Source organism: Pararobbsia alpina (assembly GCF_902859895.1).
Taxonomy (GTDB): Bacteria; Pseudomonadota; Gammaproteobacteria; order Burkholderiales; family Burkholderiaceae; genus Pararobbsia; species Pararobbsia alpina.
The window spans coordinates 1-18,304 of record NZ_CADIKM010000034.1 but is presented as its reverse complement, the minus strand read 5'-3'; the positions used below and the strand labels follow the sequence as shown (position 1 = coordinate 18,304).

Here is an 18,304-nt window from a genome sequence, read left to right as displayed (position 1 = left end):
AGTCTGAGAGGACCGCAATTATAACCTGCGATGACCTTTGATAGCCGGCCCGGCCTTGCCGCCCGCCGCGATACCCCTCTGTGGGCGGCAACCGTCGCACGATGGCGCCGCTTCCGGCAAAACCTCTTCCGCGCTATGATTGCGCGCTTTCCGGCGGCCCCCAGAAGGCCGCGGGCGCGCACTCCCGAATGCAGTACCGGTATCCGGCTTCCTACTAGTCATGGACGTAATCGTTATCGGCGGCGGCTTGACCGGCGTCACCACCGCGTATCAATTACGCGCCGCAGGACACCGCGTGTGCGTGATCGAGCAACACGCGACGGTGGCACAGGAAGCGAGTTTCGGCCAAGGCGGCCTCGTACTGCCTACGCCGCTCGATGTCTGGTTCGGGCCGGGTCTGAGTTTCGGCATGCGCCAGATGCTGTTCGGCTCTCGCAACGGCATGCTCTATCAGCCGGGGCTCAGCGCCGCCGCGCGCAGTTTCGCGCGGCATCTGAACGTCGAGCGCGAGCCCGAGCGGTTCGCGCAGCAATGCACCCACCTGCGTCCTCTGATAGAACTGTCGCGCCGCGAGCTGGGTGAGATCGAGACACGTCATGCGATGGAGTTCGAGCAACGAGACGGCGTGCTCCACCTGTTCCGCTCAGCGCGCGAACTGAAGCAGGCCGCGACCGCGCTGAGCCTGCTTCAGCAATTCGACTATCCCCACGAGGTTCTCGACGGCGACGCATGCCGCACGATCGAGCCGTCAGTACCGAAGCTCGAGGCGCTCGCAGGCGGCGTGTTCTTTCCCAATGAACGCAGCGCAAACTGCCCCCTGTTCGCCAAACAATTGAAGAGCCTGCTCGACGAGCATGCCGTCCAGTTTGCGCTGGGCCGGCGCGCCGAAACGATCCGTCTCGAGTCGGGGCGCGTGGTCGTCGAACTTGCGCCGGAACGCGAGGGCGCGCGTCCGCTCGAGGCCGGCACGGAGATCATCGCCGGCGACGCTCTCGTGCTTGCTGCCGGTGCGGGCACGCAAAACCTGCTCTCGCAGCTGGGCATGCGCGTGCCGCTCTACCCCGTGCGGCTGCATGCGCTGACCGCGCCGATCGGCTATGAGGAACACGCGCCGCATCTGGCCGTGGTCGACTATGAAAGCCGGGTGACCATCAGTCGCCTGCACAACCGGATGCGCTTCGCGAGTGCGCCGCTGCTGCAAGGCGTACGCAAGACTTTCCGTCCGACCGAACGGAAACTGCGCGAGCGCGCGCTCGCCACCCTCGGACAAGCGGGCCACACCTGGGTGCCCGGTGCGGCTAAACTGTCCGCACTGCGCGACTGGGACGGCATCGCGCTGATGTCGCCCGACGGCCTGCCCGTCACCGGCGTGACCGCGCATCCGCGCCTGTTCATCAACGCGGGACACGGGCCCAGCGGCTGGGGCCTCGCCTGCGGCACGGCGAAGGTCGTCGCCGATCTCGTCAGCAACCAGCCGTCCGAACTCGACGCCCCTTCGCTCGCGGCGATCTCGCCCGCACGGTTCGGTGTCGGCGGATCGCCTTCTTCCCGTTTCGATCACCGATGACGCCATCTCGCCATGACCGATCAGATCGTTTCGCCGCTGGATCGCTCCCTCCCCCTCTATACGATCGACGCGCTGCGTGAGGTCGAGCGCACCGCACAGGCGAGCCTGCCCGCGCATACGCTGATGGCGCGCGCGGGCGAAGCCACCGCGCAGTTTCTCGCGCACCGCCTCGCCAATCTGTCATCGCGCCATCGAAGCGTCTGGTTCGCGGCCGGCCCGGGCAACAATGGCGGCGACGCACTGGTGGCGGCGGTCGAACTCAAGCGGCATGGTTTTGCGGTCGGCGTCGCGCTGCCTGTCGAGGTCAAGCCCGACGATGCGCGCTGGGCGCTCGCGAACGCGCGCGCGGCGGGCGTGCGGATCGATCCCGCCCTGCCCGCTTCGCTCGAGGATTGTGCGTGGCTGGTCGACGGCGTCTTCGGCATCGGGCTCGAACGTGCTTTCCCGGGCGAGTCCGGCTCGCCGTTTGCAGGATTTGCGCGGCGCTTCGCCGACGCGCGCGCCGCACGCCTGTCAATCCTCGCGCTCGACGTGCCGAGCGGAATCAACAGCGATACGGGACAGGCCGTCGGCGGCGGTGCTCCCGTCATCGCCACTCATACGCTGACGTTCATCGCCGCGAAACCGGGTCTGTTCACGGGGCGGGGGCGCGACTTCGCCGGCGAGGTCTTCATCGCCCCGCTCGGACTCGAGGCCTACCTTCGCGAGCCTGAGATTTCCGAAATTCCTGAACGCCGCGAGGCCACTGCCCGCCTGCCCACGCTCATTGCACCGGCGCGCTTCGTGCCGCATCTTCCGCAACGCTCGGCAAGCGCGAACAAAGGCACCTTCGGAACCCTGGCGGTCATCGGCGGCGCCAATGGCATGATGGGCGCGCCGATCCTCGCCGCGCGCGCCGCCCTGTATGCGGGCGCGGGCAAGATCCATGTCGGCTTCATCGGTAACGAACGGCCGACCTACGACCCGCCTCACCCTGAACTCATGCTCGATCAGGTCGACGGCCTCTCACTCGAACGCATGAGCGCGCTCGCCATCGGCTGCGGCATGGGCCAGAGCAATGCAGCCCGCGAGACCCTGCACCGCGCGCTGTCGGTGGACTGCGCGAAGCTCATCGATGCCGATGCGCTCAACTGGCTCGCGCGCGACCCCGAAGCGGCGAACCTCCTGCGCGCGCATGAGGGCCATGCCGTACTGACACCCCATCCGCTCGAGGCCGCACGGCTGCTCGGCACGGACGTCGCCGCAATCGAACAGGACCGGCTGCGCAGCGCACGCACGCTGGCTGCCCGATATGGCGCGACGGTCGTTCTGAAAGGTTCGGGAACGGTAATTGCGTCCGCCGATGGCCGGCATATCGCGGTGAACCCAACCGGCAACGCGGGACTGGCCACCGGCGGCTCTGGCGATGTGCTCGGCGGCCTGATTGGTGCTCTGCTCGCGCAGCGGATGCACGCATTCGAGGCGGCCTGCGCGGGCGTATTCCTGCACGGGCGTGCGGCCGAAGCGCTCGCGGCCGAGGGTGAAGGTCCCGCCGGTTTGACCGCAGGTGAGCTTGCCCCGATGTTCCGGCGCCTGCTGAACCGGTTGGTGCTCGAAAGCTGAAGCCGGTGTCGCGAACGCGCGCGATGAGCCTCGCCACGCGCCGCGCTGCAGCCCGGCCGATCGGCTGGCGATAGCTCGACTGCTTGGTCAATTCGTATTCTTTGCATAGAGGCTGTCACCAGCCCTCGCTATACTGGATGCCTTGTCGCCTGCTTCCTTCCGGGTTCGCCTGTACGGACCCAGGTCTCGGCTGCCCGTGCGCCGCGGCGGATCGGAAGTGTCCTTTCCCGTTATGTCTTGCCTGACTGAGCTGCCATGACCTTGAAATCACTGCCTGCCTGGAACGCGCTCGAAGCGCACTTTCAACAGATTCGCAACACGCATCTGCGTGACTTGTTCGCTGCGGGAGACAAGGAATCGCCCAAGCGCGTCGAGCGCTTCACGATCTCGGGTGCCGGCCTCGGCTTCGATTTCTCCAAGCACCGCATCGACGACAAGACGCTCCCGCTGCTGATCGACCTTGCCAGAGCGACAGGCGTCGAGGCGCGCCGCGACGCGATGTTCGCCGGCGAGATCGTCAACCCGACCGAACAGCGTGCCGTGCTGCACGTTGCGCTGCGCTCGCATGACGTGAACGCGCCGTTTGCCAAGGAAGTCCAGGCCGAGCGCGTCAAGATGGCCGTCTTCGCCGACAAGGTCCGCAACGGAACATGGACCGGGCATACGGGCAAGCCGATCCGGCATATCGTCAATATCGGCATCGGCGGTTCGGACCTCGGCCCGAAGATGGTCACGCATGCACTCCATCATTTTGCGGACCCCAAGCTCAAGAGCTATTTCGTCTCGAACGTCGACGGCGCGGATCTGCAACGGGTGCTCGAACAGATCGATCCCGAGACGACGCTTGCGGTGATCGTCTCGAAGACTTTCACGACGCAGGAGACGATGACCAATGCGCGTTCGCTGCGTGAATGGTTCGCGAGCAACGGCGTGTCAGAAGCGAATATGGCGAAGCACTTCGTCGGCGTGTCGGCCAATACGGCGGAAGTCGTGAAGTTCGGTATCGCCGAAGCGAACGTCTTCCAGATGTGGGACTGGGTCGGCGGCCGATATTCGCTCTGGTCGGCCGTGGGTCTGTCGATCATGCTGTCGATCGGCCCCAAGCATTTCGATGACCTGCTGGCGGGCGCCGAACGGATGGACCGCCATTTCCGCGAAGCGCCGCTCGAGCGCAACCTGCCTGTCGTCATGGGCCTGCTCGGCATCTGGTATCGCAATTTCTTCGGCGCGCAAAGCCAGCTCGTCGCGCCGTATTCCGAAGCCATGCATTTTCTGCCGTCCTATCTCCAGCAACTCGAGATGGAGAGCAATGGCAAGTCGGCCGAACTCGACGGCACGATGGTCGACTATCCGACCGCGGCGGTGATCTGGGGCGAACCGGGCACCAATGGCCAGCATGCGTTTTTCCAGATGATCCATCAGGGTCCGACGCTGATCCCGATCGACTTCATCGCGGTACTGACGGCTGAACATCCGCTGCCGAACCATCACGACAAACTGCTCGCGAACTGCTTTGCACAGAGCGAGGCGCTGATGCTCGGCCGCACGGTCGAGGAAGCCAGGAAGATCGCCGGCCCCGACCGTCCGGACCTCGTGCCTCACATCGTGTTCCCGGGCAACCGGCCGAGCACGACGATCGTGCTCGACGAACTGAGCCCGCAGTCGCTCGGCGCGCTGATCGCGCTCTATGAGCACAAGGTGCTGGTGCAGGGAACGATCTGGAATGTGAACTCGTTCGACCAATGGGGCGTCGAGCTCGGCAAGATACTCGGCAAGGTGGTCGAGGCCGATCTGACCGCGGACCAGCCGGTTGCGGCGACCAAGCATGACTCGTCGACGACGGCACTCATCGCGAAGGCGCGTGCCAAAGCCGGGCGTAAGTGAGCTGAAGGCAGCGAGCCGGATGCAACCAGGCCGTACGCGATCGAGCAGCGGCCTCGCGCGAAGGCACCGCGTTCGAGCACCCGATCAGGCCGGCGCGCGTACCCGGCCGGCCTCGATCGTGATCGTCGTATCGCAGCGGCTCGCCAGTTCGGCGTCGTGGGTGACGAGCACGAGTGTCGCGCCGCTCGCACGATTGAGCTCGAACATCAGGTTGATGACGGCCTCACCGTTCGCCGCGTCGAGGCTGCCGGTCGGTTCGTCGGCAAACAGCACATCGGGCTCGCTCACGAATGCGCGGGCCAGCGCCACACGCTGCTGCTCGCCGCCAGAGAGATGCTTCGGATAATGCGTCGTGCGCGCCTTGAGCCCAACGCGTGTCAGCAGCTCGGTCGCGCGTTCGACCGCATGCTGGGTCTCGCCCCGCAGCTCGAGCGGCAGCATGACATTCTCGAGCGCCGTCAAATGCGGCATGAGTTGGAACGACTGGAACACGAAGCCAACCCGCCCGCTGCGCAGCGCGGCGCGGCGATCTTCGTCGAGGCGCGTCAGGTCTTCGCCGAACAGGCGCACCGAGCCCGAGCTCGCCGTGTCCAGCCCCGCGAGCAAGCCGAGCAAAGTCGACTTGCCCGAGCCCGACGCGCCGACGATCGCTACACTGCTACCCGCCATGACGGTAAAGCCGATGTCGTCGAGAATCGTCAATTCGCCCGTGGCATCGCGGACAACCTTACGTAAACCTTCTACTGCAATGATCGGATCAAGCGTGTTTTGCATGGTGTCAAATCGGTTGGCCCTGCTGGGTCGTCTGTCCTCGCGCGCGGCCGGGTTCGCCGCCTTGTGCATGGCGGCCGTCGCGGCGAGCGTGCCCGTCGATGGTATCGCGGCCACGGCATCGGTGCCGGCTTCAAAAGTCCAGGCATCGAAAGAACCCGCGTCGAAAGGGCCCGCTTCGATCGTCGTGCTCGGCGATAGCCTGTCCGCCGAGTACGGGCTCGATCGCGATACAGGATGGGTCGCATTGATGCGCAAGCGCCTTGCGCAGTCGGCGCCGGATTATAACGTCGTGAACGCGAGTATCAGCGGCGAGACGACCACCGGCGGCAAGACGCGCCTACCTGCCATCCTTGCGCGTGTCCGACCTGGCGTCGTCATCGTCGAACTCGGGGCGAACGATGCCTTGCGCGGCATCCCGCTTACCCTTTCGACATCGAACCTCGGCGCGATCATCGAGTCGTCTCAATCAGCGGGCGCCAAGGTCCTGGTCATCGGCATGCGGATTCCACCAAACTACGGACCGGACTATGCTGAGCATTTCTTTCAGACCTTTGCTGAGCTCGCGAAGCAATATCGCACAGCCTATGTGCCCTTCCTGCTCGATGGACTCGTCGACGACCCGAGCTTGTTCCAGGCCGACCAGATCCATCCGACCGCGGCCGCCCAACCGCACATGCTGGATAACGTGTGGCCCGCCTTGAAGCCGATGCTGAAAGACGCGCAATGAGTGCGCGCGTTGAGGTGCTTTGAGTGCTCATTGAGCGCTCAAGGAAGCCGCACCCCTACCCCCGCTGTCCCATCTTGTCCTTTCATCCATCTCCAGGCACCCCGATTGCTGCCTTTGTTACGGCTCGCAGAGCGACCGTAACCGAAGCTGTGCACGATTCCTGGTGACGATGGCGGCGCAAGCCGCCTCCCGCTTTGCCAGAACCGGTGCCTGGCCCTTGGAAACTGCGCGTCCAACCGCGCTTTGACGAAGGAGATGATGTGAAATATTTACCACTACTCGCCATTACCGCCACTGCCGTGCTGCTTTCCGCCTGTGTCGCCCAGCCTATGCAAGCGGGCGTGCAAAACGTCGGTACGAGCCAGAAGTCCGCTCCGGTTGTCGCGCAATGCATCGCACAGGCCTGGGCGGACAAGTCCCAGCAACCCGTTACCACCCAAACGATTATCGCCAATAACCAGGCAGCCGATGTGCTCATGCCGGGTCAGCCGCCGGGCGGCGCGGCGGCCGTGGTCCGTCCGAACTGGCAAGGCAGCGGCACCTGGGTCGGTCTGCGTCAGGGCAGCGGCGCGAATACCAGTGCGGCAGCAGGCGATATTCAGGCTTGCCTGTAAGCCCTCGAGCAGCCGTCGAGCCATCCACTGGGTCGAGGCTTGCATGAGAAAGCCCCCGGGGTGCGTTTGAATCGCACCCCGGGGGCTTTTTTCATTTCACAACGTGAAGCACCGGAGCTCGAGGTCCGGCTGCCGGCCACTTATTCCTGGTCGTCCGATCCGCTCGGCACCTTGTAGATCTTGACATCCGAACGCGCGCGCAACGCCGCCGTATAGGCCTGCACATCCGCCTGCCCGACCATCTGCGACAGCTGCTGCTGGGCGGCCGCGAGGCGCTGGGCGTCAGGCGTCGGCGGCGTGGTCACCGAATTCAGGCGATAGATCGAATAGCCGTCCTTGCCGAGATCGATGCCGACATAGGCCGGGAGCTTGGCCGGATCGATCTTGAAGATCGTGGCGATCACGCTCGGCGTTAGCCCTTGCGCGTCGTTGCGCGACACATTGACGGCCGTACCGAACCCGTCGGCCGATTTCGACTTCTCGAAGTCGGCCAGCTTGGCCGCGCCATCCTGCTTCGCGAGCGCCGCGCTTTGCTCGGCCACGACCTTGTCGTGAACCTCGCTCTTGACCTTGTCGAACGACGGCGTGCTGGCTGGGGAGTACTGCGTCACGTGCGCCGAGACCAGCGTGTTGTCGCCGACGTCGATCGCCTGTGTGTTGTGCTTCTTGACGATCGAGTCATCCGCGAAAATCGCCGCGAGCAGCTTCGGATTGTTGAGCGGATCGGTCGGCGCAAGCGCCGGATTCGGCGTACGCGACACTGTCGCGGTCTTGATCTGCAGGTGGAACTTGTCGGCCGCCGGCTTGAGGCTCGCAGCCTGCTCATACACCGTGTTCGTGAACGGCTCGGCGTTCCCGCTATAGAGCGTCGCGGCCTGCTGGGCCTTGAGCGTCGTCAGGATCCCCGCCTTCACTTCGTCGAACGACTTGGTCTGCGCGGGCTTGGTATCGGTCACCTTGATGATGTGATAGCCGAAATCGCTCTGCACGAGATCGCTGATCTGGTTCGGCTTCTGGCTGAACGCCGCATCCTCGAACGGCTTGACCATCTGGCCGCGACCGAACCAGCCGAGGTCGCCGCCCTTGTCGGCCGAACCTGGATCCTGCGAATCCTGCTTGGCCAGTTCGGCGAACTGGTCGGGATGCGCGCGAACCTGGGCGAGCACCGCCTCGGCCTTGGCCTTGGCTTTCGCGCGATCGGCGTCGCTCGCACCCTTCGCCACGGTGATCAGGATGTGGCTCGCGCGTACCTGCTCATCGGTCTTGTAGTGCGCGACATTGTCGTCGTAATACTTCTTCGCATCCGCATCGGTCGGCTGGACCGACGCGGCAAGCGCATCGCCGTTGAGCACCAGATACTCGATCTGCGTGCTTTCCGGAATCTGGAAATCCGCCTTGTGAGCCTCGTAATACTGCTTGAGCTGATCGTCAGTCGGTTGCGCCTTCTGCTGATAGCTGATCGGATGGAAGGCCAGCCCCTGGACCTGACGCGTCTGTTCGGACAGTGCCGTCAGATGCGAGGCCAGTGCGCTCGGTGTGAACGCGCTCTTCTGGATGCTGTCGGTGACCTGCGAGTTCGCGATCTCGAAACGGATGCGCGCATCGAGCTGATCGGGTGTCATGCCCTGCGAAGCGAGCAGCTTCACATACGCGTCGGTGTCGATCTGTCCGTCGGGCCCTCTCAGTTGCGCGATCGCGGGAATGGCGAGCAGCGCCCGCTGCACCGAACCGTCGGATGCGGTCAGGTTTTCGCGCTGCGTTTCGTCATTCGTGATGCGCTGCTGGATCAGGCTGTCGACCAGCGAAGTACGCATCGCTGGCGTATCGAACATTTTCGGATCATAGCTTGCACCGAGCATCTGGCGCATCCGGTCCAGTTGCTGGCGCTGCGCCCCGTCGAATTCCTGCAACGTGATCTTGTGCCCATTGACGCTGGCGACGTTGCCGCTGTTGTCGAAGAAGCCCCGGAATCCCTGAATACCGACCAGCCCCAAGCCAGGGACAATGAACAGCGCAAGGAACACCTGCATCAAACGCTTGTGGTTACGAATGAAATCCAGCATGGATTGCGAAAGGGCTCGTCGGAAAAACGTGGATTCTACCGCACTGACAGCGTAAAAATCGGGAAGGGTCAGTCGGCTTTCACCGCGGTAGGATGGAGAAATCGGCGAATCACCTCTACGGCCTCACTAAGTCATTGATCAGTCAGGATTTTCACTGCAAATTCGAGGTCATTTCGGGTATTCACTCAGAGCCTATTCCTGCAATTGCTGAAGCAGATAGAGACGCTGGTAGATACCCTGCTCGATCGCCATCAATTCCTCGTGCAATCCCGATTCGGCGATGCGGCCGTGATTGAGCACGATGATCCGGTCGGCGCTGCGGATGGTCGAGAGACGATGGGCGATCGAGATCAGCGTGACCTTGCCTCGCAGCGCTTCGAGTGCGCGTTGCACGACTTGCTCGGTTTCGCTGTCGATATGCGACGTCGCTTCGTCGAGCAGCAGGATGCGCGGCTTTCCGGCGAGCGCGCGCGCAATCGCAATCAATTGCTTCTGCCCGCTGGAGAGCCGCGTACCGCTCTCCCCCATATCCGTTTCGTAGCCGTTTTCGAGCGACATCAGCAGATCGTGCGCACTCGCCGCCCTGGCCGCTTCCTCGATTTCAAGCGTGGACAGCCCGCGTCCCATATCGATGTTCTCGCGTGCCGTCGCGGCGAGCAGGAAAGGGTCTTGCGGCACGAGGCCAACGCCGGCGCGAAACGCTTCGTCACCGATCTTCGACAACGGGTAGCGGTCGATCTCGATGCGCCCTTGCTGCTGTGTGTAGAAGCGCAATAGCAGCGACAGCAGGGTCGACTTGCCGCTGCCCGTATGCCCGACGATCCCATAGAACGCCCCCGCCGGAATATCGAGCGTGAGGTCGTGCAGAATCGTCTGGCCGGGGCTATAGCCGAAGCGCACCTGCGAGAAACTCACTGCGCCGCGCGTGATCAGCGCCTCGCCGTCAGGAGCGGTCCCGAGTGGTTCCATCAGGAGTGTATTCACGCGGGCCGCCGCGATAACGGCCTGCTGGAGCTGGCTGAACTGGAGCGTGATCTGGATCAGGGGATCGACTACGCGTGCGATGTAGCTGACGAACGCGTAGAGCACTCCGACCTCGATGCCGTTGAATTGCTGGACCCCGAACGAGTAGATCACGATGCCGAGAATCAGCACGTTCAGCAGGTCCAGCGCCGGGCGTAGCAGCCATGCGTTGGCGGACAGTTCGGCAAGGCGCGCGCGATAGTGAGTCTGGTTGGTCGTGTCAAAACGCTCGGCAAACCGCGTCTGCGCATTGCTCGCCTGCAGCACGCTCATGCCCGCGATCGACTCGGAAACCTGGGCGTTGATCTCGCTGCGCAACTCGCGCGTCCGTGCGACCGAAGGCGCACTCAGGCGTTGGTAGCCCCAAACGATCAGCACCATCGCCGGAAACAGCGTCAGCACGATCACCATCAGATGCCAGTCGAGCCAGGCCATGGCGAGCATCGCACCCGTCACGACGATGCAACTGTCGAGCATCACGAACAACACTTGCACGTACAGCGCCTTGACCGACTCGGTATCGTTGGTCACGCGGCTCACGAGCTGGCCGGTGATCGCCTTGTCGAAAAACGTCATCGGCAAACGGATCACATGGCTATAGACGTCTTCGCGCAGCCGCCTGACCGAACGCATCGCAACCCCTGCCAGACGCGCGAGCTGCAGATAGCGCAGGGTCGCGGCCAGGTAGCCGACCACGAGCGCGCCCGCCAGCAGACCCGCCATTTCCGGCCAGACCAGCCGGCGCGGCAGCAGGTAGCTGTCGATGAAGGTCTTGCCCAGCAGGGGCGACATCGCTTCGAGCAGCGCGGCGACCAACAGCCAGCAGGTCCCCTTGACGAGATGACGGCGCTCGGGCGCCGCAGCCGAGCGCAACAGCGCGACCGCGGCGCGACGTTCCGTGCGCGCGTCGGCGGACGACTGCCGCACCTTGTCGTCCTCGACCATCGTTTGCTCAGAGCTCATCGAGACTTGCCTCCAGTTGCTGATAGCGCCACTGGCTCGCGTACCAGCCATCGTGTTCGACGAGATCCAGATGGGTGCCGCGCTCGGTGATGCGACCTTGCTTCAGTACGGCGATATGGTCGGCATCGGCAACCGCCGACAGGCGATGGCTCACGATGATCACCGTGCGGCCGCGTCGTGCTTCGCGCAGGTGCTGGAGGATCTGCGCTTCGGTGTGCGTGTCGACGGCCGAGAGTGCGTCATCGAGCAGCAGCAGCGGTGCATCGGCCAGCAGTGCACGGGCGATGGCGATGCGCTGGCGCTGGCCGCCCGACAGGGCGACCCCCTTCTCGCCGACCGGCGTGTCGTAGCCGTGCGGCAGGCGCAGGATGTCTTCATGGACTGCCGCGAGGCGTGCGACACGTTCGACCTCGGCGCGGCTCGACTCGGGTTTCACAAGCGCGATATTGTCCGCAACCGAAGCCGAGAACAGGAACGGCTCCTGAGGCACCCAGGCAATGATGCCGCGCAGCGTCTGCAGCCGGTATTCCTCGATGCTGACGTCGTTCCAGACGATCTCGCCCTGCTGCAGGGGATACTGGCGCAACAACAGACGCAGCAAGGTGGACTTGCCCGAACCCGTCGGACCGACCAGTCCGATCGTCTGGCCGGGCGCGAGCGCGAGTGAGACATCGTCGATCGCCGGCGCCGTCTGGCCCGGATAGACGAAGCTCACATGGCGGTAGGCGAGTGCATCGGGCTTGATCGTGTCGAGTACGCCCTCGTCCTCCACGGATGGCGCCTCTTCAAGGATCGGACCGAGGCGTCCCCATGCGGCGCGCCCGCGCTCGAGCAGCGACAGCACCCAGCCCGCCGCGTACATGGGCCAGATCAACTGGGCGAGATACATGCCGAAACTCGTCATCGAGCCGATCGACAACTGATCGTGCCAGACAAGATAGCCGCCGAAACCGAGCGTGATCACCGTGGACGAAGTCAGCGCGAGAGCGACCACCGGCTCGAACGCGGCCTCCCAGCGCTGGGCACTCAGGCTGCTGCGCGCCGCATCTTCGGCAAGCTTGGCGAACTCGCGGCTGTTGCGCGCCTGGAGGCCGAGCGCGCGCACGGTGCGAACGCCGCTCAGGGTCTCCTGAACGTGATTGTTGAGCTGGCTGAAGCAGCCCAGCGAATCCTGCCAGGCATGATGGATGTGATTCGAGATGCGCCAGAAGCCGAACGCCATGAACGGGAAAGGCAGCAGCGCGGCAAGACCGAGGCGCCAGTCGACGCCCACGGTCATCATCCCCACGACGAGGATCAGCGTCGAGCCGCCGTCGAAGCCGGCGAGCAGCGCTTCGCCAGCCGTCATTTCGATGGCGTCGATATCGTTAGTGCCGCGCGCCATCAGGTCGCCCGTGCGGCGGCCATGATAGAAGCCCGGCCCCTGCTGCGCGAGCGTGCGATACAGACGCGTGCGCAGCGATGAGCCGAGGCGGTATGCCGCGGCATACAGGTTCAGGCGCCAACCCACGCGGAGAAAGTAGATGGCCACGCCCATGGCGATCACCAGCGCGACCTGCGTGAGGAGGTCGGCACGGCTGAGACGATGGGCGACGAGCTGATCGATGATGTGACCGACGCGGCGCGGGATCAGCACGCTCAGTATCGCCACGCCCAGCAACATCACCGCCGACAACGAATAGGGTCGCCACTGCTGCCGAATGAATCCGGTCAGCAAGCGAGAGAGACTCATGGATAAATCAGCCTTGGTTGCGATTATTCACTGCACCTGTGCCCTGGGCACAGGTGCAGGTCGCGATGATATCCTGTTAGCGATATCTGTATCAGGTCAGAGGCTAGATCCGGACATGCCTAGCCGCCGGTTTCAGCCCTGACGATAGGGACCGTCATCACGCCACGGCTTGCCTTCGCCCGTCCCGGCAGGCGTGCCCGGTTCCTCGCCCTGCGTCCACCATTGCGCGAAGTAGACGTGTTCCTTCCAGCACACGGTTTCACCCCCTGAGTAGATCGTCGTCTGACTCCACAGCGGGTGGGGCAAGTCGGGGGCCGTCGGATCAACCGGGTCGATTGGATCAACCGGGTCAACCGGGCCATAGGGGCCGTCATCGCGCCACGGCTTGCCTTCGCCCGTGCCGGCCGGCGTGCCTGGTTCCTCGTTCTGCGTCCACCATTGTGCGAAGTACACGTGGCCCTTCCAGCACACGGTTTCGCCGCCCGTGTAGATGGTCGTCGCATCCCACTTCGGGTAGGGCAAATGAGGGGCGATTGGGTCAATCGGGTCAATCGGGTCAATCGGGTCAATTGGGTCAATTGGGTCAATTGGAAAGATCGGGTCGATCGGCGTGACATTGATCCCCTTGAAGTAGAACGGCTCCATGTCGATCGTCTGTTGCTTGATCGCGCATCCCAGGCCTTCGCGCGCGGCGTTGACCAGCACCGCGCCGTTCTGGTCGATGGTCCACGTGAACAGACCTCCCAAACCGTTCTTCACGACGTAGTCCCCCTTCGCCTTAACGGTTCGCGGTGTATCGAGCGACATGAACAGCTTGCTGTCCGGGTTGTACAGATAGTCTGCATCGGCAATCTCATCGGTGTAGACGCTAAAACCATTGCGCCCGCGTTGATTCTCGAGATCGAGATAGTTGGCGATGGTGTCGTACCACTCCGTGGTGCCGGATTCGAATGTGCCGGTCGTGGTACCCACGCCGGGCACATAGGTGCCGGCGAGCGGCGAGAGGCTGCTGATATCGGCATTGCGTGCATTGCGGCTGTACGATGCGTAACCGATAAAGACGCGGTTCATCGGCGTGCCGATTTCCCTCAGATAGCGAATCGCTGTATCGACGCTCCAGTTGCTGACATCGACGCCGTTCGGATGGAGATTCGTGTGATGCGCAAGCTCCGGCGACCAGGGGGTGCCGAAGAAATCGTAAGTCATCAGGTTGATGCCGTACATTCCGGCGGCCAGCATCGCGGGAATATCTGTCTTCCTGAGTGCGTCGACATTCGCCGAGGCGGCAATGCTGATGCGCACGTCGTCGCGCCCCGCCGCGACAAAAGCCTGCTTCAGGTCTCCAACAAGCAATACATAGTTGGCGGTATCCGCGTCGCTATACGTATTGCCCGTATTGCCGGGTGCCCCCGGATACTCCCAATCCAGGTCGATCTCATTGAACATCGGGAAGCGCTTGAACAGATCGATGACGCCGTTGCAGAACGTGGCTCGCTTTGTAGCATCCGCGGCAATGAAGTGGAATGCCTGACTCATGGTCCAGCCTCCAATGCTCATTGAAAGCCGTAGTGCGGGATTGCGCTCGTGAAGTTTGCGCAGGCCACCGAGGACGCCTTGCGCACTCTCCTGGTGAAACATCAGCATGACATCGTTAGTGACCCATTGGCTAAAGCCGCAATTCGTATAGGAGAGAACGTCGCCCCATGAATCGCAAAATGTCGGCTCATCGGTCTTGCGCTCGAAATCAATCGCCGCTTTGTCGATGGTGTCTTTCTCCTCACCGGCATCCCCGACAATACCAACAAAGCCCAAAATGATCTTGTCGTAAGCCTCGACGTCGAGTGTCATCATGTCGATCCCCCGTCCGCAATTGGTCGACGTAAAATCGCTTTCTGGCGGCAGCCGCGAATCATACTGCGACCAGTCCGTGTAGTATCCAAAGACCTGAAATTCGTTCTTTTCGTACTTGTTATACACCGGTCTCGCCACACGTCCCGATGTATAGCTCAACTCGCTTTCCGTCGATCGCGGGACGAACCCATTTTGTGCGTATTCCTGCTCACTGTATTGATCGACTTGGACCAGGCTATCGGTTTTCACCACGCTCATGTTTTTCGACTCCATTCAGTTAAGTAGCCAGGACTCTGGCTGCCTGCATGTTCGAGCCTTACCCTCCGAAAAACGCGTGATTAATGATTGATCATCACAGTTCCTTCTGAAAAATATCGCACACCCAATTGTCACGTGCCTTGCCGACTGGCATTGCAGCCGACGTAGTCACACAACGGTACAAACTAAACCGTCTTCTTCAGGACAAACACACCCTCCAAGGGGCTGTAAATCACCACTTCCTTATCGGATTGAAAGAGGATTTCGAACCTCCAGTGAGCCGTGGACGAACCTTTGCTAACCGGCACACCACCGGAGAAACGCGTGAAATTTTGTTCAAGCAAATCGACACGGCGCCGGCCAATCCGAATCTCACCTTTCGAACACATGCGCTCGCTTTCGTCAGCCGCCTCCGCACAGATCACATAGGTATTCTCCGAAATATTGATCCGATATCGATCGGAGTAATTCCGCCGACCTTTGTTTTCAATACTGGCCAACAACGAAAGTGTTGCACCGGTCTGACATTGACGACCCTCGACGAACACCCCGACCAGCAATCCGCACAAGACGGAAGCCGCGCACGCGCTTGCCAGACGCTTCCACCCGAGAATCTTCACTATTTACTCTCCAAATCGATAACTTTGGTTTTTCCGCCATGCTTGCCAAGGGTGGCGATGTAGACAACTTCGCCGCATCTCGCGGCAAAGATATCGGTTGCTGAAGAATCGATACTGTCTTCGAGTGCGCTCAAAATCCACTCAGGCTGAAGTGATAGTGAATCAACGATATGAAGAGTGACGCGCACGCCTTTTATCGAATTTTTCTTCTCAACCATCCTGGAAGCGTGACGGTCGAACATCAGTTCGCTACAAAAATAGGAAAGCGCGGCCGAGAAAAGCGAAACGAGCAGTATCGCAAGGAGCACGCCGTGCCCCCGAAACTTGACCGGCGTCGTGCTGCCGGGTTGAACGAACTTATACCCATTTCGACCGCAGGTAATAATAGATTTATCGGTTCCAGTCGGCCGCAAGGAGCGCCTGAGTTTAGATACCAGCTGGGTGAGATTGGTCGAATCATTCCAGCCCGCTCGCTCAGGCCACACGAGACTGAGCAACTCATCCTTACTACGAATTTGACCCGCACTCCCCATCAAAATATCGAGCAGGATTCTTTCTTTGGCGCTTATGGTCACCTCAACTCCCATTCCCACCACTTTGCCGGTCTCCGCATCGAACTCCACCTCTCACATATAACTCCCTAAGATGATCTTTCACCACGGATGAGAGTATCAGGGTCATTGAGAAAATCAAACATCGGACCTGGCAACAAACGATATAGATGAATTAAATAGCATCGATCCGAGTAAATTTCAGGAATACAATAAATGAGAAACCATGAACTCTCATGATTTACTCGAAATCACCCGACAGAACCGTTGAATGGAACTGGTCGAACGCATCCAGCCGTCTCGCCACATTCAAAGTAAGCGTGCATTTAGGGCGCTGTCCGTGAAGTTCAACGCTTCCACTTGATGATTGGCGAAAGCATGCTGAAGCACGGGCGTTGGTTCACACTGTCGATGCTTCGGCGCGGCAGCACGCAGGTGTGTGCGTGCCGATGACCAGGTGTGCTGTGTGCTGTGTGCTGTGTGCTGTGTGCTGTGTGCTGTGTGCTGTGTGCTGTGTGCTGTGTGCTGTGTGCTGTGTGCTGTGTGCTGTGTGCTGTGTGCTGTGTGCCGTGTGCCGTGTGCCGTGTGCCGTGTGCCGTGTGCCGTGTGCAGGCAATCATCGCCGATGACGGGGCATTGACGAGCGACTCACTTCGTCTTTCGCGCGGATCGGAGGCAAGGAGCGGGGACTACACGGAATGCGCTCGATCCCTGGGCCAATCGATCGCGATCGGGCGGCTAAGGTTGGGCAGGGACATTTTGTAGACGACTCTGAAGGATGCGAGAGCCAGAAAGACAAAAACCCCGTAAGCCGTATGACTTACAGGGTTCCTTGCTTTTATTGGCGGAGTGGACGGGACTCGAACCCGCGACCCCCGGCGTGACAGGCCGGTATTCTAACCAACTGAACTACCACTCCTCGAAAGCTGGACCTGTCGACATCGTGAGCGGCCAAGAGCCGCCACATCATCAAACGAGGAGACAGAACTGGTGGGCGCTGAGAGGCTCGAACTCCCGACCTAAGCCTTGTAAGGGCTCCGCTCTACCAACTGAGCTAAGCGCCCGTTCCGTCGCTCCGGCAGCAGACATCGCTGCCGTAGAGCGCGCTAGTTTAGCGCATCCTTCAGCGCTTTGCCAGGGCGAAACTTCGGCACCTTTGCGGCCTCGATCTTGATGGTTTCACCCGTGCGCGGGTTGCGGCCCGCGCGCGCGGTGCGCTTGCCCACAGCGAATGTACCAAAGCCCACGAGCGTCACCGTGCCTCCCTTCGTGAGCGTATTCGTCACGCCACCGATCACGGCATCCAGCGCACGCCCTGCTGCGGCCTTCGAAATGTCGGCCTGCGATGCAATATGATCGATCAACTCTGTTTTATTCATTCTTGAAGCCCTCTCAATTTATTTAAATGGGCGGTTCGCTTATACGGCGCATTGGTCCCGGTGCGCCTCGTCTGACTCGACCGGTTTGCCGGCGGAACCAATTAGACAAGCCACAAACCCCTGATGTCAAGCGAGTTTGCATCGCGTCTGCGCGTAGTCACACATTAAGGCCGATTTTTATTACGCTTTTTTTCGTCATGACTTGACCACCTTTTTTGACCAGTGACGCAACCCGATTGTGCCTACTCCAATCTCAAGATTGAATATAAAAAAACCCGCGCCTGAGCGCGGGTTTCTTCAAACGGTAATACTCTGCTGAGTCAGTGCTTAATGATTTCCGAGGTCGCGGCGGCCGGATCTGCAACCGGCGCGGCCTTGGCTTCTTCCTTCACATCCTCATCCGGCAGCCCTTCGGGCGTACGTTCGAGCGCGAGTTCGAGAACCCTGTCGATCCAGCGGACCGGCATGATTTCCATCGCATTCTTCACGTTGTCGGGCATCTCGGCGAGATCCTTCACATTCTCTTCCGGAATCAACACCAACTTGATCCCGCCACGATGAGCGGCCAACAGCTTTTCCTTGAGTCCGCCGATCGGCAGCACTTCGCCGCGCAGCGTGATCTCGCCGGTCATCGCCACGTCCGCACGCACCGGAATATTGGTCAATGCGGAAACCAGCGCCGTCGTCATCGCGATG

At 61.7% G+C, this 18,304-nt stretch carries 14 protein-coding genes and 2 tRNA genes; 5 read left to right on the top strand and 11 right to left on the bottom strand.

Annotated elements, in window-relative coordinates:
- Window positions 1-220 precede the first annotated feature (220 nt).
- The 3 genes from HV670_RS23125 (at window position 221) to pgi (ending at window position 5,053) form a co-directional block, all read left to right on the top strand.
- Window positions 221-1,567 carry an FAD-dependent oxidoreductase gene (locus HV670_RS23125; RefSeq protein ID WP_175107338.1) on the top strand — a complete coding sequence of 449 codons (1,347 nt, stop codon included), beginning with the start codon at window positions 221-223 and terminating at the stop codon, window positions 1,565-1,567.
- Window positions 1,568-1,579: 12 nt separating this feature from the next.
- The gene (locus HV670_RS23120; protein WP_175107337.1) at window positions 1,580-3,169 is read left to right on the top strand and encodes an NAD(P)H-hydrate dehydratase; all 1,590 of its coding nucleotides are present in this window, start codon (window positions 1,580-1,582) and stop codon (window positions 3,167-3,169) included.
- Window positions 3,170-3,424: 255 nt separating this feature from the next.
- Window positions 3,425-5,053 (top strand): glucose-6-phosphate isomerase, encoded by a 1,629-nt coding sequence (gene pgi, locus HV670_RS23115; RefSeq protein ID WP_175107336.1) that lies wholly within the window; start codon window positions 3,425-3,427, stop codon window positions 5,051-5,053.
- An 84-nt stretch (window positions 5,054-5,137) separates the two neighbouring features.
- Here pgi and HV670_RS23110 read toward each other — a convergent pair whose 3' ends face one another.
- Complete coding sequence (locus tag HV670_RS23110) at window positions 5,138-5,827, bottom strand: ABC transporter ATP-binding protein (protein WP_175107335.1); 690 nt, start codon at window positions 5,825-5,827, stop codon at window positions 5,138-5,140.
- Here HV670_RS23110 and HV670_RS23105 point away from each other — a divergent pair.
- Both HV670_RS23105 and HV670_RS23100 read left to right on the top strand, forming a co-directional pair.
- Window positions 5,826-6,554 (top strand): arylesterase, encoded by a 729-nt coding sequence (locus HV670_RS23105; protein WP_175107334.1) that lies wholly within the window; start codon window positions 5,826-5,828, stop codon window positions 6,552-6,554. The two genes, HV670_RS23110 and HV670_RS23105, sit on opposite strands and share 2 nt — an antisense overlap.
- A 260-nt stretch (window positions 6,555-6,814) precedes the next feature.
- Window positions 6,815-7,168, top strand: a complete 354-nt coding sequence (locus HV670_RS23100; protein ID WP_175107333.1) for a hypothetical protein — start codon at window positions 6,815-6,817, stop codon at window positions 7,166-7,168.
- 140 nt (window positions 7,169-7,308) lie between these two features.
- On the opposite strand, the gene HV670_RS23095 is transcribed toward HV670_RS23100, so the two are convergent.
- From HV670_RS23095 to HV670_RS23050, 10 genes are all read right to left on the bottom strand, one after another.
- Window positions 7,309-9,231 (bottom strand): SurA N-terminal domain-containing protein, encoded by a 1,923-nt coding sequence (locus HV670_RS23095; protein WP_175107332.1) that lies wholly within the window; start codon window positions 9,229-9,231, stop codon window positions 7,309-7,311.
- A 192-nt stretch (window positions 9,232-9,423) separates the two neighbouring features.
- On the bottom strand, window positions 9,424-11,199 hold the full coding sequence (locus HV670_RS23090) for an ABC transporter ATP-binding protein (RefSeq protein WP_175107367.1): 1,776 nt from the start codon (window positions 11,197-11,199) through the stop codon (window positions 9,424-9,426).
- Between the two features lie 7 nt (window positions 11,200-11,206).
- On the bottom strand, window positions 11,207-12,949 hold the full coding sequence (locus HV670_RS23085) for an ABC transporter transmembrane domain-containing protein (RefSeq protein WP_175107331.1): 1,743 nt from the start codon (window positions 12,947-12,949) through the stop codon (window positions 11,207-11,209).
- 132 nt (window positions 12,950-13,081) lie between these two features.
- On the bottom strand, window positions 13,082-15,058 hold the full coding sequence (locus HV670_RS23080; RefSeq protein WP_246257852.1) for a glycoside hydrolase family 18 protein: 1,977 nt from the start codon (window positions 15,056-15,058) through the stop codon (window positions 13,082-13,084).
- Window positions 15,059-15,243: 185 nt separating this feature from the next.
- On the bottom strand, window positions 15,244-15,678 hold the full coding sequence (locus HV670_RS23075) for a hypothetical protein (protein WP_175107330.1): 435 nt from the start codon (window positions 15,676-15,678) through the stop codon (window positions 15,244-15,246).
- Window positions 15,678-16,301, bottom strand: coding sequence for a winged helix-turn-helix domain-containing protein (locus tag HV670_RS23070; protein WP_175107329.1), 624 nt, complete (start codon window positions 16,299-16,301; stop codon window positions 15,678-15,680). The genes HV670_RS23075 and HV670_RS23070 overlap by 1 nt, the downstream gene beginning before the upstream one ends.
- Before the next feature lie 770 nt (window positions 16,302-17,071).
- Window positions 17,072-17,148 (bottom strand) — tRNA-Asp (locus tag HV670_RS23065).
- A gap of 69 nt (window positions 17,149-17,217) precedes the next feature.
- Window positions 17,218-17,293, bottom strand: a tRNA-Val gene (locus HV670_RS23060).
- A 42-nt stretch (window positions 17,294-17,335) separates the two neighbouring features.
- Window positions 17,336-17,608, bottom strand: coding sequence for an HU family DNA-binding protein (locus HV670_RS23055; RefSeq protein WP_175107328.1), 273 nt, complete (start codon window positions 17,606-17,608; stop codon window positions 17,336-17,338).
- A gap of 320 nt (window positions 17,609-17,928) precedes the next feature.
- Window positions 17,929-18,304, bottom strand: a 376-nt coding sequence (locus tag HV670_RS23050) for a S16 family serine protease (RefSeq protein WP_343054488.1), incomplete at its 5' end; no start/stop codon positions are given.

Coding starts and splice junctions, on each gene's coding strand:
- HV670_RS23125 (WP_175107338.1), top strand. CDS start 221: ATGGACGTAATCGTTATCGGCGGCGGCTTGACCGGCGTCACCACCGCG.
- HV670_RS23055 (WP_175107328.1), bottom strand. CDS start 17,608: ATGAATAAAACAGAGTTGATCGATCATATTGCATCGCAGGCCGACATT.
- pgi (WP_175107336.1), top strand. CDS start 3,425: ATGACCTTGAAATCACTGCCTGCCTGGAACGCGCTCGAAGCGCACTTT.
- HV670_RS23105 (WP_175107334.1), top strand. CDS start 5,826: ATGGTGTCAAATCGGTTGGCCCTGCTGGGTCGTCTGTCCTCGCGCGCG.
- HV670_RS23085 (WP_175107331.1), bottom strand. CDS start 12,949: ATGAGTCTCTCTCGCTTGCTGACCGGATTCATTCGGCAGCAGTGGCGA.
- HV670_RS23080 (WP_246257852.1), bottom strand. CDS start 15,058: ATGAGCGTGGTGAAAACCGATAGCCTGGTCCAAGTCGATCAATACAGT.
- HV670_RS23095 (WP_175107332.1), bottom strand. CDS start 9,231: ATGCTGGATTTCATTCGTAACCACAAGCGTTTGATGCAGGTGTTCCTT.
- HV670_RS23120 (WP_175107337.1), top strand. CDS start 1,580: ATGACCGATCAGATCGTTTCGCCGCTGGATCGCTCCCTCCCCCTCTAT.
- HV670_RS23090 (WP_175107367.1), bottom strand. CDS start 11,199: ATGGTCGAGGACGACAAGGTGCGGCAGTCGTCCGCCGACGCGCGCACG.
- HV670_RS23110 (WP_175107335.1), bottom strand. CDS start 5,827: ATGCAAAACACGCTTGATCCGATCATTGCAGTAGAAGGTTTACGTAAG.